Source organism: Tsukamurella sp. M9C, assembly GCF_020169415.1.
Taxonomy (GTDB): Bacteria; Actinomycetota; Actinomycetes; order Mycobacteriales; family Mycobacteriaceae; genus Tsukamurella.
The window spans coordinates 13,664-38,241 of record NZ_JAIULG010000047.1; the positions used below are offsets into that span (position 1 = coordinate 13,664).

Here is a 24,578-nt window from a genome sequence, read left to right on the forward strand (position 1 = left end):
GTTCGATATTAGGCTGGTGGGGTGCCGGCGCAACCGATTTATCCGATTCACGACGCGGATGACCCGCGGCTCAGCGACTTCCGCGACCTGTCCGCCGCGGACAAGCGGCCCGACCTCGCGCGCGGAATCGTGCTCGCCGAGGGCGTGCCGGTGGTGGAGCGGATGCTGGCCTCGCGCTTCGTGCCGCACGCGATCATGGGGGTCGAGTCCAAGCTGGCGCGCCTCGAGGGCCTCGCGCCGGACGTGCCGCGCTACCTCGTGACCGCGGATCTCATGGCGCGGGTGGTGGGCTTCCACCTCAACCGCGGGGTGCTCGCCGCCGCCCGCCGGCCCGCGCCGCTGGACGCGGGGGAGCTGCTCGACGGCGCGCGCACCGTCGTCGTGCTCGAGGGCGTCAACGACCACGAGAACCTGGGTTCGATCTTCCGCAACGGCGCGGGCCTGAGCGCCGACGCGGTGCTCTTCGGGCCGCGCTGCTCGGACCCGCTCTACCGGCGCGCGGTGCGGGTGTCGATGGGGCACGTGCTGCTGGTGCCGTTCGCGCACCTGCCCGCGCCCGGGTGGCCGGATTCGGGCCTGGGCGTCCTGGCGGAGCACGGATTCCGGACGGTGGCGCTGACCCCGTCGGGGGAGGCGACGGTGGCCTCGGCCGTCGCGGGCGACCCGCCGCGGGTGGCGTACCTGGTGGGCGCGGAGGGGCCGGGGCTCGATCCCGCGACGATGGCGGCGGCGGACGTGCGCGCGCGGATCCCCATGTCGCGCGGCACCGATTCGCTCAACGTCGCCACCGCGGCGGCGCTGGCCCTGTACGAGCGCGCCCGCACATGACCGCGCCGCGCTACACCCCGTGGATCACCGGCACCGCCGTCGCGGCGGTGGTGGCGATGCTCGCGGGTGGCGTGCTCTCCGGGCTGTTCGTGGGGGTGATGGCGATCAACCGGTGGCTGGGCCTGTTCCTGCTCGTGCTGGGCACCGCGGGGGCCGTGCCGGTGCTGTCGGCGTACCGTCGGCGGCCGGTGGCGCGGTTCTTCTGCGCGGGCTTCGCGGGGGCGATCGTGCTGGCCTGGCTCGCGGCCGTCGTGGCACTCTCCAGCGGGCTGGTCTGAGAACCCGGCGGAAAACTTAGGACTACTATCGGACGAGTGCCCAGCGTCTTCGTTTCCCTGCGAACGAGGAACTACCGGCTCTGGGCCGGCGGCCAGGCGGTGAGCCTGGTGGGCACGTGGATGCAGCGCGTCGCCGAGGACTGGCTGGTGCTCGACCTCGCGCACGGCCGCGGCTGGGTGCTCGGCGTGGTGATGGCGCTGCAGTTCGGGCCCACGCTGTTCCTCTCCGCCTGGGCGGGCCTGCTCGCCGACCGGTACGACAAGCGCCGGGTGCTCATGTTCACGCAGACCGCCGCGGCGGCGTGCGCGGCCGTGCTCGCGGTGCTCACGCTCACCGGGGTGGTGCAGCTGTGGCACGTCTTCGTGCTGGCCTTCGTCTTCGGCTGCGTGACGGCGATCGCCGGGCCCTTCCGGCAGGCCTTCACGATCGAGATGGTGGGGCCGGAGCTGCTGCCCAACGCCATCGGCCTCAACTCGATGGTCTTCAACGCTGCGCGGATCGTGGGTCCCGCGATCGCCGGCCTGCTCATCGCCGGGGTCGGCACGGGGTGGGTGTTCGCGGTGAACGCGGCGTTCACCGGGGCGATCGTCGCGGCGCTGCTGTTGATGCGGGCGAGCGAGCTGTTCCCCGCGCCGCCGGTGCCGCGCGCGCGGGGGCAGCTGCGGGCCGGCTTCGCCTACGTGCGGCGGCGGCGCGAGCTCGCCCTGGTGATGATCGCGGTCTTCTTCGTCTCCACCTTCGGCATCAACTTCCCGCTGGCGCTGTCGCTGCTGGCGCGCCAGGGGTTCGGGCTGGGTGCCGACGCCTACGGCCTGCTGTCGACGCTGCTCGCCGTCGGCACGCTCACCGGGGCGCTGCTCGCCGCGAGGCGGACGGGCATGGCGTCGCTGCGGACCTGCCTCGTGGGCGGCTGCGCCTTCGGCGTGGTGCAGGTGCTGGCGGGGCTGGCGCCGTGGTTCTGGCTCGTGGCGGTGCTGCTGACGCTCGTCGGGCTGCTGCAGATGGCCTTCACCACCTCCGCGATGAGCATCATGCAGCTGTCGGTGGATCCCGAGTACCGCGGCCGCGTGATGGGCATCTACATGCTGGCCTTCCTCGGCGGGACGCCCCTGGGCGCGCCCCTGCTCGGCGCGATCGCCGACGTGACCACCCCCGCGGCGCCGCTGCTCGTGGGCGGCGTGGTCTCCGCCGTCACCTGCGCCCTGTGCGGCGCCTACGCGCTGCGACGGTCCGCCGCCGCGGAGGCGTTGCGGGAGGACGGCGCGCGGACGGCGACGGTCGGGGAGGCGGCTGTGCGCGGGGAGCAGTAGTCGCGCGGAACAGCGATGCGACGCACGCATAACGCCTGGTCAATGAGGGAGGTCGCGCTCCTCGTCGGAGTCTCGAACGCGAACAAGGCGCTCGCCGGGTGAGCGAGGGCCGCACCGACGTGCTTATGCCGTTTCGGCATGGCCACCGCGAAAAGGAACGTCGCTCCCCGCAGCCGCACTCCTGGCTACCGCGCCGCGATCAGAAACCGAAGAAGCTGCGGGCCCGGGCTCAGAGGAGGACGTGGACGAGGGACTGGTCGTCGGGCGCGAGAACGGGCCGGATCTTGGTGTCGAGGGTGACAAGCACGCCCGAGTGTTGCGCTACGAGGTTCACGAGATGGAGGTCGGTGACCTGCTTGTGGCCGGCGAGACCCACGAGATCGATGGACGGGCCGGCGAGCGATGAGTCGTCCGGCACGAATTCGGCACGTTCGTCCGCGCGCAGGGAGGCGAGCGACGCGAGCGCCTGCTGCGCAGTGACGGCGGTCCCCATGACGGCCCGGTTCAGCGCCATCCGGACGAGCCCGGCCTCGGTGATCGGTGTGGTGGCGAAGCGTGCGGTGGACTCGAACCAGCCGCGAGCCGTGTCGTGATGGACGTGATTGGCGCTGACGAGAGCGACGAGGACGTTCACATCCGGAAGTTCGAGCTCAGTCATCGAGCATCGCGTCCTCGACCATCTCGTTGGTGATGACATGGTCGGGCGCCGACGGGAGCAGGACCAGGCCGCGACGGGACGGCTCAGGGCTCGTCGCAGTGCCTTCGAGTCCAACGGTGGCCAAGTACGACACTGCATCCCCGATGCTCGTGTTCAGCCCGGCGTTCACCCGCGCTCGCGCAGCGGCGAGAACGCGGGGGCTGATGTCGAGCGTCGTCCTCATAGAGATCAGGATACGCGCGCATCACGCATCACGCATCGAACTGGTCACACGGTTGAGCCAGGATCAGAAACCGAAGAAGCTGCGGACCTTGCCGCGGTCCTCGTAGCCGGGGTCGGGCTGCTCGACCGGGGGCTGCGGCGCACCGTCGGCCTGGGCCTGGACGACCTGCTGCTGGGAGGCGGGCACGAAGTCGATGACCTGGATCCGCGCGGGGTCGAGGTCGGTCGGTGCGAGGGGGTGCGTGTACCGGAAGCCGAGCATTTCCCGGTTCGCCTGCTCCGCGAACTCCATCGGGTGGAAGGGCAAGGCCCGCGGGTCCGGGGTGACGCCCTCGGCGTACGACAGCGGGTGCTCGCCGGCCCAGAAGGGGCCCTCGAAGAGCTCGGGCAGGCCCTCGTCCTCGAGGATGTCGACGGGGTGCGCGGAGAACGAGCGCTTGGGCGCACCGTCGGCGCGCAGCGCGAACCCGCCGACGGCCCGCTCCGGGGCCGTGACCAGCAGGAACGCGCGATGCGCGGGCACGAGGTTCCACCAGGACTCGTCGAGCTCGCTCGGCTTGTCCACGCGCAGGCCCGCGTGGGTGACCACGGTCAGCCCACCCCAGGCGGCCACGTAGACGTGCCCGGGCAGCGGATCCGCGGCGCGGGCGAGGGACTCGGGCCGCCCGACGACGGGCTCGCCCAGCACCTGCTCGGCGATCGCGCGGGACGCGGCCTCGTCGGGCCTGCCGACGATCGCCAGAATGCCCTTCGGCTCCGCGACGTCGAGGAACCAGAGCGTCGCAGCTGTAGCGCCCACGACCTACCCGTTCTTCCCGCCGCGGACGCCGAGGAGCACGTCCTCCCACGACGGCATCTCCGGATGCCGGCGGCCGTGCTGGCCCACCGCGGCCGCGGGGGCCTGGGCGGGACGGCGCTCGGAACGCTCCTCGACGGTGCCCTCCACGACCCGGCTCGGATCGACGGGGCCGGGGACCGCGCGCAGCGGCTCGTCGGCCGACCGGTCGATGCTGCGCAGGCCCTGCCGCGCGTCGGGATCGAGCAGACCGCGGGCCGTCTCGTCGACGGGGCTGGCGGTGCCGCCGTGCGCGCCCGGCGCGTACCGGAAGTGCGCCTGGTTGCGCGACTTACCGACGCTCCAGCTGATCGAGACCACCCAGCGGTTGTCGGCGCCCTTGAAGGCGTCCCACTCGGTGGTGTCGGCGTGGCCGCGCTCGGCCAGGGCGGAGCGGACCACCTCGGCGAGGGTGGCGTGCATCGGGCCGTCGCCGCGCACGGGGTGCGCGAGCTGAGCCATCTCCGCCGCGCGCGAACGCTCCAGCAGCACCGGGCCCGCGAAGCGCTTGATCCGGTGGTTCGGGGCGCCCGTGAACTCGGCGATCTCCTCGATCGTGGCGCCGGCGCGGATGCGGGCCTGGATCTCCCGCGGGGAGAGGTCGGCGCCCAGCTCGAGCTCGGTCTGGGTGCCGCTTCCTAGTTCACCGCTCACGGCCGCCTTCAAGGTGTCGTCGATCGGCAGGCGGAAACGTCCTGCGGGGCCTTCGCAGACCACAGACGTCCCGTCGTCGTCCAGTCCCACAACCCGCAGCTCCTGCATGGTGCAAGGGTAGTTGTTCGATTCGCTACGCGTCGGCCGACACGCGCTCGACCACGAAATCGATGCACTTGGTCAAAGCGGTGACGTCCTCGGGATCGATCGCCGGGAACATGCCGATGCGGAGCTGGTTGCGGCCCAGCTTGCGGTACGGCTCGGTGTCGACGATGCCGTTCGCGCGCAGCGTCTTGGCCACGGCGGCGGCGTCGATCTTCTCGTCGAAGTCGATGGTGCCGACGACCTGGCTGCGCAGCGCGGGATCGGTGACGAAGGGCGTCGCGAACTCGCTGGCCTCGGCCCACTGGTAGAGCCGGTCGCTCGAATCCTTGGTGCGCGCGACGGTCCAGTCCAGGCCGCCGTTGCCGTTCATCCACTCGATCTGGTCCGCGAACAGCAGCAGCGTCGCCAGGGCGGGGGTGTTGTAGGTCTGGTTCTTACTCGAGTTGTCCACCGCGATGGGCAGCGAGAGGAACTCGGGGGTGTAGCGGCCCGAGGCCTTGATCTCCTCGACGCGAGCCAGGGCGGCGGGGCTCATGAGGGCGACCCAGAGGCCACCGTCGGCGGCGAAGCACTTCTGCGGCGCGAAGTAGTAGACGTCGGTGTCGGCGACGTTGACCGGCAGGCCGCCGGCGCCCGACGTGGCGTCGATCGCGATGAGCGCGTTCTCGCTGCCCGCGAGGCGGCTGACCGGCACCGCGACGCCCGTCGAGGTCTCGTTGTGCGCCCAGCCGATGAGGTCGACGGTGCCGTCGGCCACCAGCTCGGGGGCCGAGCCCGGGTCGCTCGAGACGACGATGGGATCGCCGATGAACGGGTTGCCCTTGGCGACGCTCGCGAACTTGTTGCTGAACTCGCCGTAGGTGAAGTGCTGGCTGCGCTCGCGGATCAGGCCGAAGGCGGCGGCGTCCCAGAAGGCGGTGGTACCGCCGTTGCCGAGCACGACCTCGTAGCCCTCGGGGAGCGAGAAGAGGTCCTTCAGGCCCTCGCGCACGCGGCCCACGACGTTCTTCACGGGGGCCTGGCGGTGGCTGGTGCCGAACACCGAGGCGCCGGTATCGACGAGCGACTGCAGCTGCTCGGGGCGGACCTTGGACGGGCCGCAGCCGAAGCGGCCGTCGACGGGCTTGAGCGCGGCGGGGATCTCGATCGTCATGCCCTAAATCCTAATGGTGTCCCACCCGGGCACGTCCTCGGGCTGCCGCGGGCCGTGCCCGATGTACTGGGCGGACGGGCGGATCAGCTTGTTCGCGCGCTTCTGCTCGAGGATGTGGGCGCACCAGCCGGCGGTCCGCGCGCAGGTGAACATCGCCGGCATCATCCGCGGCGGGACGCCTGCGTAGTCGAGGATCACGGCCGCCCAGAACTCGACGTTCGTCGAGATCGCGCGGTCGGGGCGGCGCTCGGCGAACAGGGCGTTCGCCTCGCGCTCCAGCGCGGCGGCGGCCTCGTAGCGGGGCGCCTGCAGGTCGCGCGCGACGGCGCGGAGCACCGCGGCCCGCGGATCCTCGGCGCGGTAGATGCGGTGGCCGAAGCCCATGATCCGCTCGCCGCGGTCCAACCGCGCAGCGACGACGCCGCGGGGGTCGTCGGTGCGGACCACCTCGTCGAGCATCGGCAGCACGCGCGACGGTGCGCCGCCGTGCAGCGGGCCCGACAGCGCGCCGACCGCGCCCGAGAGCGCCGTCGAGACGTCGGCCCCCGTCGAGGCGATGACCCGCGCCGTGAGCGTCGACGTGTTGAGGCCGTGCTCGGCGGCCGCGACCCAGTAGGCGTCGATGGCGCGCACGTGATCGGGGTCGGGCTCGCCGTGCCAGCGGGTCATGAACCGGTGCGTGATGGTGGGGGACTGGTCGATGATCCGCTGCGGCACCGCCGGGCGCTCCAGGCCGCGGGCCGACTGGGCGACGAAGCTCAGCGTCATCACCGAGGCGCGCGCCAGGTTCTCGCGGGCGGTGGCGTCGTCGATGTCGAGCAGCGGCTCGAAGCCCCAGAGCGGGCCCAGCATCGCGAGGCCGGCCTGCGCGTCGACGCGGACGTCGCCGCTGTGGATCGGCAGCGGGAAGGGCTCCGCGGCGGGCAGCGGGTTGCCGAACTCGCCGTCCACCAGCAGGCCCCACACCTGGCCGTAGGTGACCCGGTCGCGCACCAGGTCGGCCACGTCGACGCCGCGGTACCGCAGTACCCCGCCCTGCTTGTCCGGCTCCGCGATCTCCGTGGAGAACGCGACGACGCCTTCGAGCCCACCCGGAATCTCAGTCATGCTGTGCAGCCTAATGAGTAGTCTCGGCTTCGTGGACCTGACGGCGATGCGCGAGAAGTACGACGGCGACTCCTTCGATCTGCAGCCCGAGGACCTGGCGTCCGGGTGGGTGCCGCTGTGGCGGTCCTGGTTCGACGAGGCCGTCGCCGCCGGCGCGCCGGAGCCCAACGCGATGGTGCTCGCCACCGTCGACGAGACCGGGCTCCCGGCCACCCGCACCGTGCTGTGCAAGGGCCTCGACGAGCGCGGCGTGGTCTTCTACACCAACTACGGCTCCGACAAGGCCCGCGCCGTCGAGGCGAACCCCGTTGCCGCCGTGACCTTCCCGTGGATCGCGATCCACCGCCAGGTGCACGTGCGCGGCGCCGTCACCAAGGTCACCCCGGAGGAGACCGCCGCCTACTGGGCCGAGCGGCCTCGGGGCTCGCAGCTCGGGGCGTGGGCCTCGGACCAGTCCCGGCCGGTCGCCTCCCGCGCCGCGATGGCGGAGCGCTTCGCCGAGGTGGAGGCCCGGTTCGAGGGACAGGACGTGCCGGTGCCGCCGGAATGGGGCGGCTACCGGATCGCGCCGCAGGTGGTCGAGTTCTGGCAGGGCCGGGAGAACCGGGTGCACAACCGGGTGCGGCTCGTCGCGCCCGACTACGCGCCGTTCCGCCTGCAGCCCTAGGGCCCTGTGAGCCCTAGAGCCCTGTGTGGGTGATCCCGCCGGCCACGAGCGTGAGGTCGACGGGCATGGTGCGCAGGCGTTCCGGCGTCGGGTCGGCGCCGAGGGCCACCAGATCGGCGGGCTCGCCGACCGCGATCCGCGACCGCGCCGAGAGCCGCAGCGCGGTCTCCACGTCGACCGCCTCCCACGGTTGCCAGGGCGGATCCCCGTCGCGGCTGCGGGTGACGGCGGCGGAGACCGCGAACCACGGGTCCAGCGGCGTGACCGGCGCGTCCGAGCCGAAGACCACGTCGACGCCCGCGGCCACGAGCGAGCCGACGCGGAAGGCGTCGCCCGCGCGGTCGCCCCAGAACCGCGCGACCAGTCCGCGGTCGTCGAGCATGTGCTCCGGCTGGATCGACGCCCCGATTCCGAGTTCCGCCATCCGGCCGAGGTCCGCCTCGGTGAGCAGCTGCGCGTGCTCGATGCGCCCACGGACCCCGGCCTCGGCGAAGGCGTCGAGCGCGAGCGCGTTGGCCGCGTCGCCGATGGCGTGGATGGCCGGGGCCAGGCCCAGCGCGGCGCCGCGGCGCAGCAGCTCGACGAGGCGCTCCGGCGGCACCTCCAGCACGCCGCGATCGGCCGTGCCGGGGTACGGCGCGTGGCAGTACGCGGTGCGCGTGCCGAGGGAACCGTCGGTGATGACCTTGAGCGGGCCCACCCGGGCGAGGCCGTTGATCGGGGCGCCCGTGCCGGCGCCGCGGGCCTCCGCCGCGTCGAGGTGCTGCGGGTAGACGCCCGCGTCGACCCGCACGGGCGGGGCGGGGCGTCGCTCCCAGGCGCCGACGGCATCGTCGAAATCCAGGTCGACGAGGCCGACGACGCCCCGTCGGCCGAGGCCGGCGAGCGCCTCGATCACCCACCCGTCGGCGCGGTCCGCGACGAGTGCTTCGACGCGGACGGCCGCGGCGAAGCTCGCCGCCTCGCGGAGCATCCCGGTGTCGTCGAGGTCGACGCCGAGGAGCCGGCCGAGCGCCGCGTTCGACCAGGAGCTGTGCAGGTCCGAGGAGACGACCATGACGGGGACCTCCGGCGCGATCTCGTCGAGCAGCAGGCGCGACGGTGCGCCGCCCCACAGCCCGTCGCGCATGCCGACGGCGACGACGGGCAGGCCCGGCTCCGCGTCCGGGAACGCGGCGCGGACCAGCGCGGCGACCTCCTCCGGGCCCGTCGCGGACCGCACGTCGATGCGGCGCGTGGAGACGGCCCAGGTGCGCACGTGGACGTGCTCGTCCCACAGGCCGGGGATCAGGCGGCGGCCGTCGAGGTCGAGCACGTCGCCCGCGGGCCGCGTGGAGCCGGCGGGGGAGAGCGCGGCGATCCGGCCCCCGGCGACGTCGACGTCCACGAGGGCGTCGCCGTCGATGCGTGCGCGGGCCAGCCTCATCGGCGCCACGGTAGCGGTGTGCGTCGAATCGCGGGAGATCCTGAGGAAGTCGTAGGATCTTTCAGGTGCCGAGACTCCTGGCCGACACACGGCCACTGAAGAACCCCGACTACAGGCGACTGTGGTGGACCGGGATCGTCACCGTCATCGGCGCGCAGCTCACCGCGGTCGCGGTGCCGGCGCAGATCTACGCGATCACCGGCTCGTCGGCGTACGTCGGCCTGACCGGCGTCTTCGGCCTGGTCCCGCTGGTGATCTTCGGCCTGTGGGGCGGCGCGATCGCCGACGCGCTCGACCGGCGCCTGGTGATCATCGGCACCACGCTCGGGCTCGCGGGCACCGCCCTGATGCTCGCGCTGCTGCCCGACAACGTCTGGCTGATCCTCGGCGCCTTCGCGCTGCAGCAGGCCTTCTTCGGCGTGAATCAGCCGACCCGGTCCGCGATCTACGCGCGCCTGGTGCCGCCGGAGCAGCTGCCCGCGGCCAATTCGCTCAACATGACCGTGATGCAGTTCGGCGCCATCGCCGGCCCGATGCTGGGCGCGCCGCTCATCCCGATCATCGGCGTGCACTGGCTGTACGCCCTCGACGCGGCGTCGCTGATGGTCACGCTCTGGGCCGTGTGGAAGCTGCCGTCGATCAAGGCGGAGGACAAGGGGCAGTCGCTGGGGCTGAGCTCCGTGATCGACGGTTTCCGGTACCTCGCGGGCCACAAGGTGCTGCTCATGAGCTTCGTCGTCGACATCATCGCGATGGTCTTCGGCATGCCGCGCGCCCTGTTCCCGCAGATCGCGCACGAGAACTTCGGCGACCCGATCGAGGGCGGCTGGGTGTTCGGCGCGCTGTTCGCGGCGATGTCGGTGGGCGCCGTGCTCGGCGGCGTGCTCTCGGGCTGGACGTCGCGCGTCTCCCGGCAGGGTCTCGCCGTGATCGTGATGATCGTGCTGTGGGGCCTGGCGATCGGGGGCTTCGGCGTCGCGGCGCACTTCAGCTGGCTGTGGGCGGCGCTGGTGCTGCTCGCGCTGGGCGGCGCTGCCGACATGTTCTCCGCGGCCTTCCGCACCACGATGCTCCAACAGGCCGCGACCGACGACATGCGCGGGCGCCTGCAGGGCGTCTTCGTCGTGGTGGTCGCGGGCGGGCCGCGGATCGGCGACGCGCTGCACGGCGCGGCCGCCGCCTCCGCCGGCGCCGCGATGGCTGCGGCCGGCGGCGGCGTGCTCGTCATCGTCTTCACGGTGCTCGCCGCGTTCGCCGTGCCCGCCTTCGTCCGGTACCGCGTCACGCGCTGACCCGTGTCACGCGGGACCGGCCGTATCCTCGGCGCATGAGGATGCACCGGGGGATCTCCGTCGTCGTGGCCGTGCTCGTCGCGCTGCTCGCCCTGTCCGGGTGCGCGCGCACCGTCGCGGGCACGGCGGTGGCGGCGCCGTCGGGCGGGGCGAGCGCCACGGCCGGGTCGGACGACGGCGCGGTCCGCGTCGGCACCGGCGGCCCGACGATCACCGTCTACCTGGACTTCCTGTGCCCCGCCTGCAAGAACTTCGAGACGACGTACGGCACGGACATCACCGCCGCCGTCCGGAGCGGGCGGCTCACCGTCGAGTACCGGCCGGTGAGCTTCCTCGACCGGCAGTCCGCGAGCGGGGACTACTCCTCGCGGGCGCTGGCGGCCTTCCTCCAGGTCGGCCGGTCCGGCGGGACCGACGCGGCCCTCGGCTTCCTCACGTCGATGTTCCTCTCGCAGCCCCAGGAGGGCGGCTCGAGCGACCTCACCAACGCCGAGATCGCGACCATCGCCGGCGCGTCCGGCACCGTCGATACCGCGGTGACGAAGATCCGCGACGGTTCCACCGGTATCGACGGCAAGGCCGTGGGCGCCGCGAACCTCAAGCTGCTCACCGCGGCAGGCGGCACCGGCACCCCGACTGTGCTGCACGACGGCGCGCAGGTCGCGCTCACCGACTCCGGCTGGCTGCAGAAGATCCTGGGCTGAGGGTCACACCGGGAAGGCGATGCCGGTGAGCTCCTCCGACACCGACCACAGGCGGCGCTGCAGGTCCAGGTCGTAGGACTGCTCGCTGGACGCCACGACCTTCGGGGCGCCGCGGCGCTCGCCGAGGCCGTCGGGGCCGTAGTACTGGCCGCCGAGCGCGCCGGGATCGGTGGCGGCCCGGAGCTGGGGGAGCGCGCCGTGCTCCGCGTCGTGCGAGAACAGGGGCGCGAAGGCCTGCGCCTTCTGCAGCACTGCCGGGAGGTTGCGGACCAGCTCGGTGTCGGCGATGCCGGGGTGCGCGGCCAGCGCGACGGTGCCGCGCTCGGCGCCGCGGGCCTCGAGGCGGCGCTGCAGCTCGTAGTGGAAGAGCAGGTTCGACAGCTTCGACTGCCCGTAGGCGGCGACCCGCTCGTAGGAGCGCTCCCACTGCAGGTCGTCGAAGTGGATCGCCGCGCGGATGCGGTGCGCGATGCTGGCGACGGTCACCACGCGCGAACCGGGCACGTCCAGCAGCAGGTCGAGCGCCTGGGCGGTCCAGGCGAAGTGGCCCAGGTGATTGGTGCCGAACTGCAGCTCGAAGCCGTCGCTGGTGGTCTGCTTCGGCGGGTACATGACGCCGGCGTTGTTGATCAGCAGGTCCACCCGCGGGGTCGATTCGCGCAGCTCCGCGGCAGCGTCGCGGACCGAGGCGAGCGAGCCCAGGTCGAGGCGCTGGACGCGGACCGTCGCGCCCGGAGCGACGGCGGCGATGCGCCGGGCGGCGTCGGCGCCCTTGTCGGTGTTCCGGACGGCGAGGATGACCTCGGCCCCCTTCTGGGCGAGCGCCCGGGCGGTCTCGAAGCCGAGCCCGGTGTTGGCGCCGGTGACGACGGCGACCCGTCCGGCCTGGGTGGGTACGTCGTTCTCGGTCCAGCTCATGGTTGCTCCTCGGTGGTCCCCGACGGTTAAGAGACCGCCGGTCTGTTGAATGCCTCCACGGTAAAAGAACACCGTTCTGGTGTCAATAGACCGGCGGTCTGTAAAATCGGTCCGTGGGATTCCAACGGGCGCGCAGCGCGGAGCAGCGGCAGGAGCGGCGCGAGGCGATCATGGCCGCGGCGGCGGGCATGCTCTGCGAGATGCCGGTCGCCGCCCTCACCCTGAGCGAGCTCAGCCGGCGCGTCGGCCTGGCGAAATCGAACGTGCTCCGCTACTTCGAGTCCCGCGAGGAGGTTCTGCTCGAGGTGCTCATGCGCTCGGCCACCGCCTGCATCGTCGAGCTCGACGATGCGTGGGCGGCCGAGGCGCGCGACGGCGCACCCCTCGCGGAGCGGACCGAGGCCTTCGCCGCCGTCTACGCCCGCGTCGCGGCCGCGCACCCCGACCTACTGGACCTCGTCTCCGCCCAGGCCTCGGTGCTCGAGCGCAACGTCTCCACCGACGCGATCGTGCGGTTCAAGCGCGCGGCCCTCGCCGGGCTGGACACCCTGGCCGGCGTCATCACCCGCGCGATCCCCGAGCTGGGGGGCGACGCTCCCGCGGTGGGCTCGCTGATGCTCACCCTGTCCGGCGCGGTCTACGCGCAGGCCGAGCAGTCGCGGCTGTGCGAGTCGGCCTACCTGGTGGACCCCGCCCTCGCCGTCTTCCGCGTCGAGCTCGTGCCCGCGCTGCAGTCCGCCGTCGCGACCGTGATCGCCGGGACGCTGGCCCGCTGAGGTCCCTCCGACGTTGCGAGGGGTTGCATCCGGCGGCCGTCGGGCGGACGCCGCTCGCCGCACCCGTCCCCGCCCGTACTATTGCGCCCATGTCGGTGCAACCCGGTTTCACGATCGCCGCCGGCGGTTACGTCGCGGAGATCGCGCGGACCGGCGCGGGCCTGCGCGGCCTCCGCCGCGACGGCGTCGCCCTCACCGAGGAGTGGCCGCTCGGCGCGAAGCCGCCGCTGTCGGCGGGGCTCGTGCTCGCCCCCTGGCCCGGCCGCACCGAGGACGGCATCTACACCTGGGACGGCGAGGTCCACCGCCTCGCGGTCACCAGCGACGTCACCGGCACCGCCGACCACGGCCTCGTGCGCCGCGTCGACTGGGACGACGTCGAGGTCGCATCGGACGCCGTCACGCTGGTCCTCGACGTCGGGCGCCACCCCGGCTGGCCCTTCGACCTGCACCTGCGGATCCGGTACAGCGTCGCGGAGAGCGGCCTGACCTGCGCCTTCGAGGCCCGCAACGACGGCGAGGCGGACCTGCCGCTCGCCGTCGGCTTCCACACCTACCTCCGCGTCGGGGACGACCCCGTCGACGCCTGCACCCTGGAGCTGGGGGCCGGGCGCTGGCAGCCCCTCGACGGGCGCCTGCTGCCCGACGGTCCGCCGCGCACCGTCGACGGGACGGAGTACGACTACCGCGCCCCGCGCTCGCTCGACGGTGTGCAGATCGACACTCCCTTCACCGACGTGGCGCGGACCACCGTGCTCCGCGGCCCGTCGGGGGCGGCGGAACTGTGGACGGCACCGTCGTTGCCGTGGGCCCAGGTGTTCATCGCGGACCCGGTCAACGGCAAGGGATACCCGGGCCGCGACCGGGCGATCGCGGTGGAGCCGATGTCGGCCCCCGGCAACGCCCTCCACACCGGAACCGACGTGATCCGGCTGGCTCCGGGCGCCCGATGGGGCACCGAATGGGGCATCCGGTGACGGCCCGATTTCCTCGCGGAACCGCGATACCGCTAGGTTCTAGCCAGGTAGCTTTTATCCGCCGACCACAGCGAGGGGATACGAACATTGTCCACTGATGACAACACCGCGAACGCTACGGTCGCCTATCCCGGCGGCCAGATCGAGCTGCCGATCGTCAAGGCGACCGAGGGTGCAGACGGCATCGCTCTCGGTAAGTTCCTCGCGCAGTCGGGCTACAGCACGTTCGACAACGGCTTCGTCAACACGGCCTCGTGCAAGTCCGCGATCACGTACATCGACGGCAACCAGGGCATCCTGCGGTACCGCGGCTACCCGATCGAGCAGCTCGCGGAGAAGTCGACGTTCATCGAGGTCAGCTACCTGCTGATCCACGGTGAGCTGCCGACTCCGGAGCAGCTCGCCGAGTTCACCGCGAAGATCCAGCGGCACACTCTGCTGCACGAGGACCTCAAGCTGTTCTTCAACGGCTTCCCCCGCAACGCGCACCCGATGCCGGTGGTCTCGTCGGCGGTCAACGCCCTCTCGGCGTACTACCCGGACTCGCTGGACCACAACGATCCGGCGCAGGTCGAGCTCTCGACCATCCGCCTGCTCGCCAAGTTCCCGACGATCTGTGCGTACGCCTACAAGAAGTCGGTCGGCCAGCCCTTCCTCTACCCGGACAACTCGCTGTCGCTGGTGGAGAACTTCCTGCGCATGACCTTCGGTTTCCCGGCCGAGCCCTACGAGGTGGACCCGGAGATCGTCAAGGCCCTCGACATGCTGCTCATCCTGCACGCCGACCACGAGCAGAACTGCTCCACGTCGACGGTGCGCCTGGTGGGCTCGTCGAACGCCAACCTGTTCACGTCGATCTCGGGCGGCATCAACGCCCTGTGGGGCCCGCTGCACGGCGGCGCCAACCAGGCCGTCCTCGAGATGCTCGACGACATCAAGGCCTCCGGTGGCGACACCACGGCCTTCATGAACAAGGTCAAGAACAAGGAAGACGGCGTGAAGCTCATGGGCTTCGGGCACCGCGTCTACAAGAACTACGACCCGCGTGCGGCGATCGTGAAGCAGACCGCGGACCGCATCTTCGAGCTGCTCGGCGTGTCCGACGAGCTGCTCGACATCGCCAAGGGCCTGGAGGACGTCGCGCTGCACGACGACTACTTCATCGAGCGCAAGCTCTACCCGAACGTGGACTTCTACACCGGTCTGATCTACCGCGCGATGGGCTTCCCGACGCGCATGTTCACGGTGCTGTTCGCGCTCGGCCGGCTCCCCGGCTGGATCGCTCACTGGCGTGAGATGCACGAGGACCCGACCACCAAGATCGGCCGTCCTCAGCAGATCTACACGGGCTCGACCGCCCGTGACTACCCCGGCGCGTAGATGCCGCCCATCCGGCGCGACAATCTGCACCGCCTGATCAAAGGAGTCTCTATGACCAAGCCCGAGATCGAGTTCCTCGAGGGCCCCGCGCCCACCGAGCTCGTCATCAAGGACATCGTCGTGGGCGACGGCGCCGAGGCCCAGCCCGGCAGTGTCGTCGACGTCCACTACCTGGGCGTCGAGTTCGACAGCGGCGAGGAGTTCGACTCCTCGTGGAGCCGCGGCGAGTCCATCAACTTCCCGCTGCGCAGCCTCATCGCCGGCTGGCAGGAGGGCATTCCGGGCATGAAGGTCGGCGGCCGTCGCCAGCTGATCTGCCCGCCCGCCCTGGCCTACGGCCCCGCGGGCGGCGGCCACCGCCTGTCGGGCAAGACGCTCGTGTTCGTGATCGACCTGCTCGGCGTCAAGTAGCTCGACGTTCGTCGAGCACGGGGCTTCGTCCCCGTGATGACCTGCTCGGCGTCAAGTAACAGTTCTGCGCTCAGGGCCCCGTACCGTCGTTCGACGGTGCGGGGCTCTCGCGTTTCTCAGGCCACGGGGTCCAGCACGGTGAGCCCGTTCGCCTCCGCGACCGTTCGCATCCGTGCGTCGTGCGTGACCACCACCGTCCGCGACCCGCCGACCATCGCCGACGCGAGATGAATCGCATCGATTGCGCGGACGTGCTCGGCGATCGACTCGGCCGAGGTGAGGATCGCCTCGGACAGCGGTATCGCGGAGACGTGGTCGAGGATCTGGCTCCGGGCCGCCACCTCGGCGGACTCCCGGCGGAGGTAGCGGGTGAGCTCCGTCTGCAGAATCCGGGACGAGATGATCGTCGACTCGGGATCCGCGGAGACCGCGTCGAACCATTCCAGCGCCCCGGGAGTGCGCAGTAGCGCGTGGATCGCGACGGATGTGTCGAGGTAGTAGAACGTCATCGGTCCTCACGCATCTCGCGGAGGAGCTCGTCGATCTCCGCGACCGAGCGGTTCGTGACGGGACCCGGACGTTCGGACAGCCGGGCGCCGCCGCGCTTCTTCGGGGGGATCAATTCGATGGCCGGCTCGGGTGGCACGAGCCGCGCCACCACTCGACGGTGCCGCGTCACCTCGTAGGTCTCGCCGTTCTCCACCTCCGCCAGCGCGGCCGTGGGGTTCTGGCGCAGCTCGGCGACGGTGATGCTCTTCATGGTCTCCAGGCTACGCATTTATCTACCTCTGTCTAGATTTCCGCGGTCCAGGGGTCGACGAGGCGCAGGCCGAGGCTGTCGAAGTCACTGATGTTCCGCGTCGCGATGGCCGCACCGGTGGTCCGGGCGATGGCGGCGATCAGGCCGTCCATCTGACCGATGGGCGACCCCGCTGCCTTTCGCTCGGCGACGATCGCGGCGTACGCGCCCGCACAATCCGGCGTGAGGGGCAGAGCCGGGCCGAGATTGAGCAAGATGTTCTCGGCCCGTGCGAGGAGCTGCGCTCGACGCCTGCCCGCGGGAAGTACGGCCAACCCGGACAAGATCTCGGCGTGGTTGATCACGGTCGACACCGGTTGCTCGCTGAGGGCCCGCGCCCACTCCACGACGCGGCGATCGCTCTTCGCCTCGCCGCGCATGAGTTCGGAGATGACATTCGTGTCGAGGATGATCATAGGTCTGTGAAATCGGGGACCTCGGCAGGAGCGTCCGCGGGGATGTCCAGCTCGATCCCACCGAACTCGTTGCCCACCTCGATGATCGCCTCCACCCAGCTCAGATCGACCTTCCCGGGTTCGATCAGCGACTCCTCCAGGATCATGCGCGCCTCCGCCTCCATCGACCTGCCGTTCTCCGCGGCGCGGACCCGGAGCCGGTCCCGGACCCGGTCGGGGAGGTTGCGGATCGTCAGCGTCGCCATGACAGCAATGCTAGCAATGCTGTCATCGCTGTCGGTCTCGAATCGGTCCCGATCCTGTCCCGGCGATGGCGCGCGGGTCGTCGGGCCGATAAGAATGGGTGGATATCGCCGCGATTCGCGCCGGCGAGCGGGGTCGGAGGACAGATGAACAGGGTCAGGGTCTCAGCTGCGGCGGTCGCGGCGCTCTCGGTGGTGGGATTGGTCGCGGGCTGCGGCAAGGATTCCTCGAGCGAGGATTCGCCGGTCGCGTTCAGCCCGGTGACGGGCGACCAGTACACGTCGAACCCCGGAGCCTTCCAGACCGACGGCGTGGTCGTGCCGCCCAAGGACGTCACCATGGTCGGCGACCCGATCCCCGCGCAGGCCGCGGTGAACGCGGGCCTGCCGCAGGGCACCATCACCTCCACCAGCAACAACACCACCGTCTACTACCCGCCGGCGCCCGCGGTGCCGGGGCTCGTCGTGGCGCCGCAGCCCGCCCCGCCCGCGCCGATGTCGCGGCCCGTGAACACGCGGCCGTGGCAGTACACGCAGCCGCAGATCGACGCCTACCGGTCCATCTGCGAGACGGGCCGCTGGGGATCGTGGATCGCCGGGATCGAGCAGCAGACGCAGACCTGCTGGACGCTGTACGGCCGCCAGCTCGGCGTGCGCCCGTGGACCCCGGACCAGCCCCGCCCGTGGCTCCGGCCCGGCTACCCGCGACCCTGGTTCGACCCGGGCTTCCACGCCGACGTCCCCGTGATCTGGATCTACCCGCGCAGCTGGACCCGCCCCCGGCCGCAGCCGATCATCTCGGTGTCCATCACGATCAACATCTTCAGCAACCCGTACCGCCGGGTCCCGCCGCGCTTCACCGACCCGTTCTACCCGGTCTGGGCGGTCACGCCCGGCCGCGTCGTCGACGTGCGCGACCAGGGCCGCATCCTCGCGCCGGTGTACACCGTCACGTCGACGAGCACCACCACGACCACCACGACGACCACCGTGACCGCGCCCGTCGCGCCCGGCGTGGTGCTCGCGCCGCTGCCGACCTCGGCGAAGGTCGCGCCCATCGTCGCGCTTCCCGGCCAGGCGGTCCCCGGCAACGTGAACACCGACGCCACGGTCACCGCGCCGGTCGCCGCCGCGCTGCAGGGCGCCACCGTCCAGGCCGGCAGCCGCGCGTCCGTCGAGGACGCGATCGGCACCAGCGTCTCCGTCGCCGTCGCGAGCCCGACCACCACCGCCGCGACCACCACGGCGGGCCGGGCCGGGGATGCGACGGGCGGCACCACCGCCGCGACGTCGGCCCCCGTCGGCGCCGGGACCTCTGAGGGAGGCACGGTGACCAGCCCGACGGAGACCTCGACCGCCGCCCCGACCGCGACGTCCGGGACCTCGCCGCAGACGGTTCCGCCGGGCACGTCCCCGCAGACGGTCGCGCCGACGACCGCGGCGCCGACGATCCCGCCGACGACCATCGCGCCGCCGACGGTCGCGCCCACCGTCGCACCCACGGTCGCGCCGACGACGGTCGCGCCGCCGGTCACCGTCGCCCCGCCGACGACGACCGTCGCGCCGGTCCCGACCACGACGATCGCTCCGCCGCGCGTGACGACGCAGGCGCCCCCGACGACGCAGGCGCCGGTGGTCACGAAGCCTCCGACGACACAGCCGCCCGTGATCACCCCGCCGCGGATCACCACCACCGTCGCGCCGGTGCCGACCACGACCGTCGCCCCGAAGCCGGTGGCGCCGAAGCCGACCGTCGCCGTGCCGGTCCCGACGACCACCACGCCGGCCCCGGCGAACTGACGCCGGTGCCGGGGCGGTGGGTCCGCTACCGCCCGGCCGCCAGGCGGGCGAGGGCGACGGTGGCCTGCCGCAGCTCGGCTGGCGCGTCCAGCGGGGCGAGGTAGCCGACGCGGGTGACGGCCCAGCCGCGCGGGGTGTCCACGTGGATGTCGAGGCCGTACCGGTCGGCGCGCTCGCAGCGCGCCGCGGTGGCGTCGGGGTAGCCGCCCAGCTGCCGGGCCATGTCCAGCAGGGCCGGGGCGTGGTCGTCGTTGAGGTGGCGCACGGCGCCCGCGGCGTGCGGGGTGACCGGATCCGGTTCGGCGGCGGCGTAATCCGCGCTCGACGCCGAGTCCATCCGCCCGTAGCCGCCCACCCAACGGACCCGCTCCACCTCGAGCAGCCACACGGTGAAGTCGCTGTAGTCGATGTAGTACTTCGCCGCGGGCACGGCCGCGAGGTGCGCCTCCCGGGCCGCCGCGAGCTGCTCGCCCTCGGGCCGGCGGACGGTGCCCGCCAGGGTGATCCGCGCGTTCGCCAGGGGGTCCGACGAGGCGTCGGGCGCCACGATCGAGACGCTCGCGCGGGGATCGCGCGCCAGGTTCCGGCCGTGCTCGGCCATGTGCGAGACGCACAGCACCGGGTCGCCGCCGAGCAGTCCGTACGTGACGAGCGAGGCCCAGGGGCCACCGTCGGCGGAGAGGCTGCCGAGGGTCGCCGTATTGCCGGCCGAGGCGACCGTGCGCGCCTCCTCGGCGGCGGAGGGGCGCCGGGGCTCGGCGACGTCCGTCAGGGGCGGGGCGATGGTGGGGGCGTCGCCGGGGTCGCCGTGGTCGCGAGCAGTCATGGGAGCAGCCTAGGACGTGCCTGGTCCCGGCACGCGGCACCCAAGGTTTCGGTTGACCGAAACTCTGTATTCGCTTAACCTTCCATCGTGCTCACCGATACCGTCGTGCCGACGAAGCGCCCTCCCGTTCGCGCGTTGATGCTGCTCGGACCCGCCTTCGTGGCCGCGATCGCGTACGTCGACCCGGGCAACGTCGCCGCGAACGTCACCGCGGGCGCGAAGTACGGCTACCTGCTGGTCTGGGTGCTGGTGCTGGCGAACGTCATGGCAGTGATGATCCAGTACCAGTCCGCCAAGCTCGGCGTCGTCACGGGCCGCTCGCTGCCGCAGGTCCTGGGGGAGCGGCTGCCGCGCCGGTCGCGCCTCGCGTTCTGGGGCCAGGCCGAGCTGGTCGCCGCGGCCACCGACATCGCCGAGGTCATCGGCGGCGCGCTCGCGCTGAACCTGCTCTTCGGGGTCCCCCTGGTCTGGGGCGGTCTCATCGTCGGCGTGATCTCGACGCTGCTGCTCACGCTCGCCGACGGCCGCCGCCAGTACCGGTTCGAGCTGGTGATCATCGGCATGCTCGCGATCATCGTGGTCGGTTTCGTCGCGGGGTTGATCGCCGCGCCGCCCGACGGTGCCGCCTTCCTCAGCGGGCTCGTCCCGCGCCTGCAGGGCAGCGAGACGGTACTGCTCGCCGCGTCGATGCTGGGCGCGACCGTCATGCCGCACGCGATCTACCTGCACTCCGCGTTGGTCGTCGACCGGCACGGCACGCCGCCCGCCGAGGGCGCCGTCGAGCGGGCGCGCCGGCTGCTCAAGGTGACCCGGGTCGACGTGGTGCTGGCCCTGATCATCGCCGGCGCGGTGAACATCGCGCTGCTGGTGCTCGCCGCGTCGAGCCTCTACGGCGTCGAGGGCACCGACTCGATCGAGGGTGCGCACGCCGCGGTGCGGGACGCGCTCGGGCCGGTCGTCGCCGGGCTGTTCGCCGTCGGCCTGCTCGCCTCGGGCCTCGCGTCCACCTCGGTCGGCAGCTACGCGGGCGGCACCATCATGGCGGGCCTGCTGCACAAGCGGATCCCGGTCGTTGTGCGCCGGCTGGTCACGATGATCCCCGCGATCGGGGTGCTCGCGCTCGGCGTGCCGCCCACCGAGGCGCTGATCATCTCGCAGGTGGTGCTGAGCTTCGGCATCCCCTTCGCGCTGCTGCCGCTGCGCCGCTACACCTCCGACCGCGCCCTCATGGGGGAGTTCGCCGACCGGGCGCCCCTGCGCTGGGCGTCCGCGGCCGCGGGCGCGCTGATCGTCGCCCTCAACGTCGCGCTGATCTACCTCACCGTCACCGGCTGACACGCGCCTAAGCGCGACACGGATCACTTCCGTGTTGAGATCGCAACTGCACCGTGATTCAATAAACGCAATTCACATGTCGTGAAGGCGGAGTTTAGTCACGGAAACGAGTCGCGATGGGTCTGCGGGCTTTGGCGGTCGTCGTCGGCGGTGCCGGCGTCGCGATCGCCGCGTGCTGGACCATGCTCTCGCCCACCGAGGTCGCTCAGGAGCAGGTCGAAAACGGCACCCTCCAGCAGGTGGCGGCGGCACCGTCGGACGACCTGCACTGCGACGGCGGACTCGCGGCCGAGGTGGGGGCGGCGCAGTCCTGCGTCCTGACCCGGGACGGCGAGCAGTTCGCCGTGGCCCTCAAGGTCACCGACGTCGACGGTGATCGGGTGCAGTGGAATTCGACGGTCGCCGGTGTGCCCCAGTCGGGCCGGCGGGTGGCCATCGGCGAGCTCGAGCGGCGCACCCACGAGGTGCTCGAGCGGAGTCGGCGCGTCGACTCGGTGAGCTGCGCGGGCGCGCTCGCCGGCACCGTCGGGGCCCGGCAGAGCTGCGTCATGAACGCCGGCGGTCACCGGCACGACGTGACCGTGACGGTGACCACCGTCGATTCCGCCCGCGTGCAGTGGGGCGTCACCGTCGGGAACTGATCAGCGGCCGCCCAGGAAGCGGTAGCGATCCAGCCGCCGGCTGATCCGGATCGGATCGGGGATGAGGGAGAGCTCCGCGAGGGCGTCGCTCACTGCGAGGCCCACGCGGCGGGAGAACTCCGTCGGCTCGTCGGCCGCATTCGGTCGCTCCGGGATCACCCGGTCGACGATGCCGTCCGCGAGCAGGTCGGCTGCGCGGATCCGCTGCCGGTCCGCCATCTCGGCGGCGTGGTCGGCGTCGCGGTACATCACCGCGCTCGCGCCCTCCGGCGGTAGCGGCGCGAGCCACGCGTGCTGCGCGCACAGCACCCGGTCGGCGGGCAGCATCGCCAGCGCGCCGCCGCCCGTGCCCTGCCCGAGGAGGACCGACACCGTCGGGACCGTGAGGGTGACCAGGTCGGAGAGGCTGCGCGCCACCTCGCCGGCGAGCCCGCCCTCCTCGGCCTCGGGGGAGAGCGCCGCGCCCCAGGTGTCGATGACGAGGACGAGCGGCAGGTTCAGCTCCGCGGCCAGCCGCATGCCGCGGCGGGCAGCGCGCAGCGCCGCGGGGCCGAGAAGGGGGAGCGCCGCGCCTTCGGCCCGCGTGGTGTCCTGCCCGACGACCACGCACGGATAGCCCTGCACCCGCGCCAGCGAGAGCAGGAGCGTGTGGTCGGTCTCGCCCTCGCCGGTGCCCGACAGCGGCAGCCGGTCCGTGGCGGAGTGGCGGAGGAAGGCGCGCACGCCGGGCCGCCCGGGCTCGCGGCTGATCCGCACCGAGTCCCAGGCGGGCGTGCCGTCGTCGGCGGCGTCGAGTTCCTCGCGGACGCCGAGGTGCGGGGCCAGCGGGTCGGCGTCCTGCGCGCCCGCGAGCACCCGGAGCGTGCGATGCGCGAGCAGCCGGACGAAGCGGAGCGGCACCACGCCGTCGATGAGGCCGCGCTCGAAGAGGTGCTCGGCGGTCTGCACCCCGTCGGGGAAGGGTTCGCCGCGCAGCGCCTCGTAGACGCGCGGCCCGAGGAATCCGATGCGCGCGCCGGGCTCCGCGATGGTCACGTGCCCCAGCGAGCCCCACGACGCGAACACCCCGCCCATCGTGGGATCGCGCAGGTAGACGAGGTAGGCCAGGCCCGACTGCTTGTGCAGCGTGACCGCCGCGGAGATCTTCACCATCTGGAGGAAGGCGACGGTGCCCTCCTGCATCCGCGTGCCGCCCGACGTGGGCGTCGCCAGCAGCGGCAGCCGCAGAGCCGTCGCGCGCTCGACCGCGGTCACGATCCGCTCGGCCGCCGCGACGCCGATGGAGCCGCCGAGGAACGCGAAGTCGCACGCGATGAGCGCGACGCGCTGCCCGCGGATGCGGCCCTCGCCGGTGATGACCGCCTCGTCGTGGTGCGAGCGCTCCCGTGCGCGCTCCAGCGCGGCGGCGTACTCGGCGTCCGGCGCGACGTCCGGCAGCGGGCCGTCCCAGCTGGTGAAGGTGCCGCGGTCGAGGATCGCATCGATGAGGTCCTGCGCGGTGATCGCCATGGAATTCAGGTTACTGGGAACACCCGGCCCTCCGGCCGCGTTGTTCGGGCCATGACCGTACCGAACGTGAAGCTCAATAACGGAACCTCGATCCCCCAGCTCGGCTTCGGCGTCTGGCAGGTGTCGGACGACGGTGCGCACGACGCCGTCGCCGAGGCCCTGCGGGTCGGCTATCGCAGCGTGGACACGGCGAAGGTCTACGAGAACGAAGCCGGCACGGGCCGCGCGATCGCCGAGAGCGGCCTCGCCCGCGACGAGGTCTTCCTCACCACCAAGCTGTGGAACTCGGATCAGGGCTTCGACGAGACGCTGCGCGCCTTCGACGCCTCGCTCGAGCGGCTCGGCACCGACTACGTCGACCTCTACCTCATCCACTGGCCGGTCCCCGAGTACGACCGCTACGTCGACACCTTCAAGGCCTTCCAGCAGATCCGCGACTCCGGTCGCGCGAAGGCGATCGGCGTCAGCAACTTCACCGTCGAGGCGCTGCGCCGCGTGATCGACGAGACCGGCGAGACCCCGGCGATCAACCAGATCGAGCTGCACCCGGGCCTGCCGCAGGACGAGCTGCGCGCCTTCCACGCCGAGCACGGCATCGCCACCGAGGCCTGGTCGCCGCTGGGCCAGGGCGAATCCCTGACCGACGCCGCCGTCGTCGAGGTCGCCGCCGCGCACGGCGTGACCCCGGCGCAGGCGATCCTGCGCTGGCACCTGCAGCTCGGCAACGTCGTGATCCCCAAGTCGGTGACGCCCGCCCGCATCGCGGAGAACTTCGACGTCTTCGGCTTCACGCTCTCCGACGACGAGGTCGCCCGCATCAGCGCGCTGCCCGGCAAGCGCATCGGGCCGGATCCGGCCACGTTCAACCTGCGCTGATCCGCCGGTCCGGCCCCGGGGCGCCGCGCTGCGGCTCCCGGGGCCCGACGGTGCCCTGCGGCCGACTCTCGGATCCTGTCCGAATCGGACAACGCCCCTGCTGACGCGGCGCGGGGGCGACGCCACGCCACGGCGCCACCACACCCACCGACACTTCTCGAAGCGTTCTGCGACGAATGCGACGCCGAACGTCGCAGACCCCTTCGAAAGATGGGGCCTTGTCCATCTCGGACACAATCGGAGAGCCGCCCGCAAACGACCCCCTGGTCCCCAAGGCCCACGCGAGACGACGGCCGTACCGGACGCGACTACGAACGAACGAGGGTGGGGTGGGGAAGACGCGGTCGAGCGCATCGGAGGCCCCGAGCCGCTAGGCGAGCGGTCCGACGTCTAAGCGAGCCGCGTCATCCCCGCCCCGCCCGGCCCGTACCC

28 protein-coding genes are annotated in these 24,578 nt (G+C 72.2%); 14 read left to right on the plus strand and 14 right to left on the minus strand.

The genetic code is table 11. From position 1 onward, the window contains the following. Positions 1-21 precede the first annotated feature (21 nt). Genes LB823_RS18740 through LB823_RS18750 form a run of 3 tightly spaced genes read left to right on the plus strand, consistent with a single transcriptional unit; the run spans position 22 to position 2,417 of the window. A complete protein-coding gene (locus LB823_RS18740) occupies positions 22-828 on the plus strand; it encodes an RNA methyltransferase (RefSeq protein ID WP_224650012.1) in 807 nt (268 codons plus the stop codon). Continuing rightward, entirely contained in the window at positions 825-1,106 is a 282-nt protein-coding gene (locus LB823_RS18745) for a DUF2537 domain-containing protein (protein ID WP_224650014.1), read from the plus strand. The genes LB823_RS18740 and LB823_RS18745 overlap by 4 nt, the downstream gene beginning before the upstream one ends. A 36-nt stretch (positions 1,107-1,142) precedes the next feature. After that, complete coding sequence (locus LB823_RS18750) at positions 1,143-2,417, plus strand: MFS transporter (protein WP_224650016.1); 1,275 nt, start codon at positions 1,143-1,145, stop codon at positions 2,415-2,417. A 229-nt stretch (positions 2,418-2,646) separates the two neighbouring features. Here LB823_RS18750 and LB823_RS18755 read toward each other — a convergent pair whose 3' ends face one another. The 6 genes from LB823_RS18755 to LB823_RS18780 all read right to left on the minus strand — a co-directional run bounded on the left by LB823_RS18755 (position 2,647) and on the right by LB823_RS18780 (position 7,151). Further along, the gene (locus LB823_RS18755) at positions 2,647-3,075 is read right to left on the minus strand and encodes a TA system VapC family ribonuclease toxin (RefSeq protein WP_224650019.1); all 429 of its coding nucleotides are present in this window, start codon (positions 3,073-3,075) and stop codon (positions 2,647-2,649) included. Then, positions 3,068-3,298 (minus strand): hypothetical protein, encoded by a 231-nt coding sequence (locus LB823_RS18760; RefSeq protein WP_224650021.1) that lies wholly within the window; start codon positions 3,296-3,298, stop codon positions 3,068-3,070. Before LB823_RS18760 ends, LB823_RS18755 begins: the two co-directional genes overlap by 8 nt. A gap of 63 nt (positions 3,299-3,361) precedes the next feature. Beyond that, the gene (locus LB823_RS18765; RefSeq protein ID WP_224650023.1) at positions 3,362-4,096 is read right to left on the minus strand and encodes a hypothetical protein; all 735 of its coding nucleotides are present in this window, start codon (positions 4,094-4,096) and stop codon (positions 3,362-3,364) included. Positions 4,097-4,099: 3 nt separating this feature from the next. Further along, positions 4,100-4,894 (minus strand): septation protein SepH, encoded by a 795-nt coding sequence (gene sepH, locus LB823_RS18770; RefSeq protein WP_224650025.1) that lies wholly within the window; start codon positions 4,892-4,894, stop codon positions 4,100-4,102. A gap of 25 nt (positions 4,895-4,919) precedes the next feature. Beyond that, positions 4,920-6,044 carry a phosphoserine transaminase gene (gene serC, locus LB823_RS18775; protein ID WP_224650027.1) on the minus strand — a complete coding sequence of 375 codons (1,125 nt, stop codon included), beginning with the start codon at positions 6,042-6,044 and terminating at the stop codon, positions 4,920-4,922. 3 nt (positions 6,045-6,047) lie between these two features. Beyond that, complete coding sequence (locus LB823_RS18780) at positions 6,048-7,151, minus strand: citrate synthase 2 (protein WP_224650029.1); 1,104 nt, start codon at positions 7,149-7,151, stop codon at positions 6,048-6,050. 46 nt (positions 7,152-7,197) lie between these two features. Here LB823_RS18780 and pdxH point away from each other — a divergent pair, with 46 nt between their 5' ends. After that, positions 7,198-7,818, plus strand: a complete 621-nt coding sequence (gene pdxH, locus LB823_RS18785; RefSeq protein ID WP_224650083.1) for a pyridoxamine 5'-phosphate oxidase — start codon at positions 7,198-7,200, stop codon at positions 7,816-7,818. A 13-nt stretch (positions 7,819-7,831) separates the two neighbouring features. Here pdxH and LB823_RS18790 read toward each other — a convergent pair whose 3' ends face one another. Further along, positions 7,832-9,244 carry an amidohydrolase gene (locus LB823_RS18790; RefSeq protein ID WP_224650043.1) on the minus strand — a complete coding sequence of 471 codons (1,413 nt, stop codon included), beginning with the start codon at positions 9,242-9,244 and terminating at the stop codon, positions 7,832-7,834. A gap of 65 nt (positions 9,245-9,309) precedes the next feature. On the opposite strand from LB823_RS18790, the gene LB823_RS18795 reads away from it, so the two are divergent. Next, on the plus strand, positions 9,310-10,536 hold the full coding sequence (locus LB823_RS18795; RefSeq protein WP_224650045.1) for an MFS transporter: 1,227 nt from the start codon (positions 9,310-9,312) through the stop codon (positions 10,534-10,536). Between the two features lie 35 nt (positions 10,537-10,571). Further along, the gene (locus LB823_RS18800; protein ID WP_224650047.1) at positions 10,572-11,240 is read left to right on the plus strand and encodes a thioredoxin domain-containing protein; all 669 of its coding nucleotides are present in this window, start codon (positions 10,572-10,574) and stop codon (positions 11,238-11,240) included. A 3-nt stretch (positions 11,241-11,243) separates the two neighbouring features. Here LB823_RS18800 and LB823_RS18805 read toward each other — a convergent pair whose 3' ends face one another. After that, positions 11,244-12,158 (minus strand): SDR family NAD(P)-dependent oxidoreductase, encoded by a 915-nt coding sequence (locus tag LB823_RS18805; RefSeq protein ID WP_224650049.1) that lies wholly within the window; start codon positions 12,156-12,158, stop codon positions 11,244-11,246. 113 nt (positions 12,159-12,271) lie between these two features. On the opposite strand from LB823_RS18805, the gene LB823_RS18810 reads away from it, so the two are divergent. The 4 genes from LB823_RS18810 (at position 12,272) to LB823_RS18825 (ending at position 15,702) form a co-directional block, all read left to right on the plus strand. Next, complete coding sequence (locus LB823_RS18810; RefSeq protein ID WP_224650052.1) at positions 12,272-12,934, plus strand: TetR family transcriptional regulator; 663 nt, start codon at positions 12,272-12,274, stop codon at positions 12,932-12,934. 89 nt (positions 12,935-13,023) lie between these two features. Next, entirely contained in the window at positions 13,024-13,911 is an 888-nt protein-coding gene (locus tag LB823_RS18815) for an aldose 1-epimerase family protein (RefSeq protein ID WP_224650054.1), read from the plus strand. An 87-nt stretch (positions 13,912-13,998) separates the two neighbouring features. Further along, entirely contained in the window at positions 13,999-15,291 is a 1,293-nt protein-coding gene (locus LB823_RS18820) for a citrate synthase (protein WP_224650057.1), read from the plus strand. A gap of 51 nt (positions 15,292-15,342) precedes the next feature. Beyond that, positions 15,343-15,702 carry an FKBP-type peptidyl-prolyl cis-trans isomerase gene (locus LB823_RS18825; RefSeq protein WP_224650059.1) on the plus strand — a complete coding sequence of 120 codons (360 nt, stop codon included), beginning with the start codon at positions 15,343-15,345 and terminating at the stop codon, positions 15,700-15,702. A 116-nt stretch (positions 15,703-15,818) separates the two neighbouring features. Here the strand turns inward: LB823_RS18825 and LB823_RS18830 are convergent, their stop codons facing one another. From LB823_RS18830 to LB823_RS18845, 4 genes are read right to left on the minus strand one after another with little or no spacing between them, the layout of a single operon-like run. Continuing rightward, positions 15,819-16,211 carry a PIN domain-containing protein gene (locus LB823_RS18830; protein ID WP_224650062.1) on the minus strand — a complete coding sequence of 131 codons (393 nt, stop codon included), beginning with the start codon at positions 16,209-16,211 and terminating at the stop codon, positions 15,819-15,821. Then, positions 16,208-16,462 carry a type II toxin-antitoxin system Phd/YefM family antitoxin gene (locus LB823_RS18835; RefSeq protein WP_224650064.1) on the minus strand — a complete coding sequence of 85 codons (255 nt, stop codon included), beginning with the start codon at positions 16,460-16,462 and terminating at the stop codon, positions 16,208-16,210. The genes LB823_RS18830 and LB823_RS18835 overlap by 4 nt, the downstream gene beginning before the upstream one ends. A gap of 32 nt (positions 16,463-16,494) precedes the next feature. Then, the gene (locus LB823_RS18840) at positions 16,495-16,917 is read right to left on the minus strand and encodes a type II toxin-antitoxin system VapC family toxin (protein ID WP_224650066.1); all 423 of its coding nucleotides are present in this window, start codon (positions 16,915-16,917) and stop codon (positions 16,495-16,497) included. Then, positions 16,914-17,162 carry an Arc family DNA-binding protein gene (locus LB823_RS18845; RefSeq protein WP_224650068.1) on the minus strand — a complete coding sequence of 83 codons (249 nt, stop codon included), beginning with the start codon at positions 17,160-17,162 and terminating at the stop codon, positions 16,914-16,916. Before LB823_RS18845 ends, LB823_RS18840 begins: the two co-directional genes overlap by 4 nt. A 144-nt stretch (positions 17,163-17,306) precedes the next feature. Here LB823_RS18845 and LB823_RS18850 point away from each other — a divergent pair, with 144 nt between their 5' ends. Then, on the plus strand, positions 17,307-18,959 hold the full coding sequence (locus LB823_RS18850; protein ID WP_224650071.1) for a hypothetical protein: 1,653 nt from the start codon (positions 17,307-17,309) through the stop codon (positions 18,957-18,959). Between the two features lie 25 nt (positions 18,960-18,984). On the opposite strand, the gene LB823_RS18855 is transcribed toward LB823_RS18850, so the two are convergent. Beyond that, positions 18,985-19,785 carry a HugZ family protein gene (locus LB823_RS18855; protein ID WP_224650074.1) on the minus strand — a complete coding sequence of 267 codons (801 nt, stop codon included), beginning with the start codon at positions 19,783-19,785 and terminating at the stop codon, positions 18,985-18,987. A gap of 138 nt (positions 19,786-19,923) precedes the next feature. On the opposite strand from LB823_RS18855, the gene LB823_RS18860 reads away from it, so the two are divergent. Together LB823_RS18860 and LB823_RS18865 are read left to right on the plus strand one after the other, a co-directional pair. Then, entirely contained in the window at positions 19,924-21,120 is a 1,197-nt protein-coding gene (locus tag LB823_RS18860; protein WP_224650085.1) for an Nramp family divalent metal transporter, read from the plus strand. Positions 21,121-21,236: 116 nt separating this feature from the next. Next, entirely contained in the window at positions 21,237-21,761 is a 525-nt protein-coding gene (locus LB823_RS18865) for a DUF4333 domain-containing protein (protein WP_224650077.1), read from the plus strand. Here LB823_RS18865 and LB823_RS18870 read toward each other — a convergent pair whose 3' ends face one another. After that, complete coding sequence (locus LB823_RS18870; RefSeq protein WP_224650079.1) at positions 21,762-23,270, minus strand: carboxyl transferase domain-containing protein; 1,509 nt, start codon at positions 23,268-23,270, stop codon at positions 21,762-21,764. 66 nt (positions 23,271-23,336) lie between these two features. On the opposite strand from LB823_RS18870, the gene LB823_RS18875 reads away from it, so the two are divergent. Then, a complete protein-coding gene (locus tag LB823_RS18875) occupies positions 23,337-24,146 on the plus strand; it encodes an aldo/keto reductase (protein WP_224650081.1) in 810 nt (269 codons plus the stop codon). The last annotated feature ends 432 nt before the right edge of the window (positions 24,147-24,578 follow it).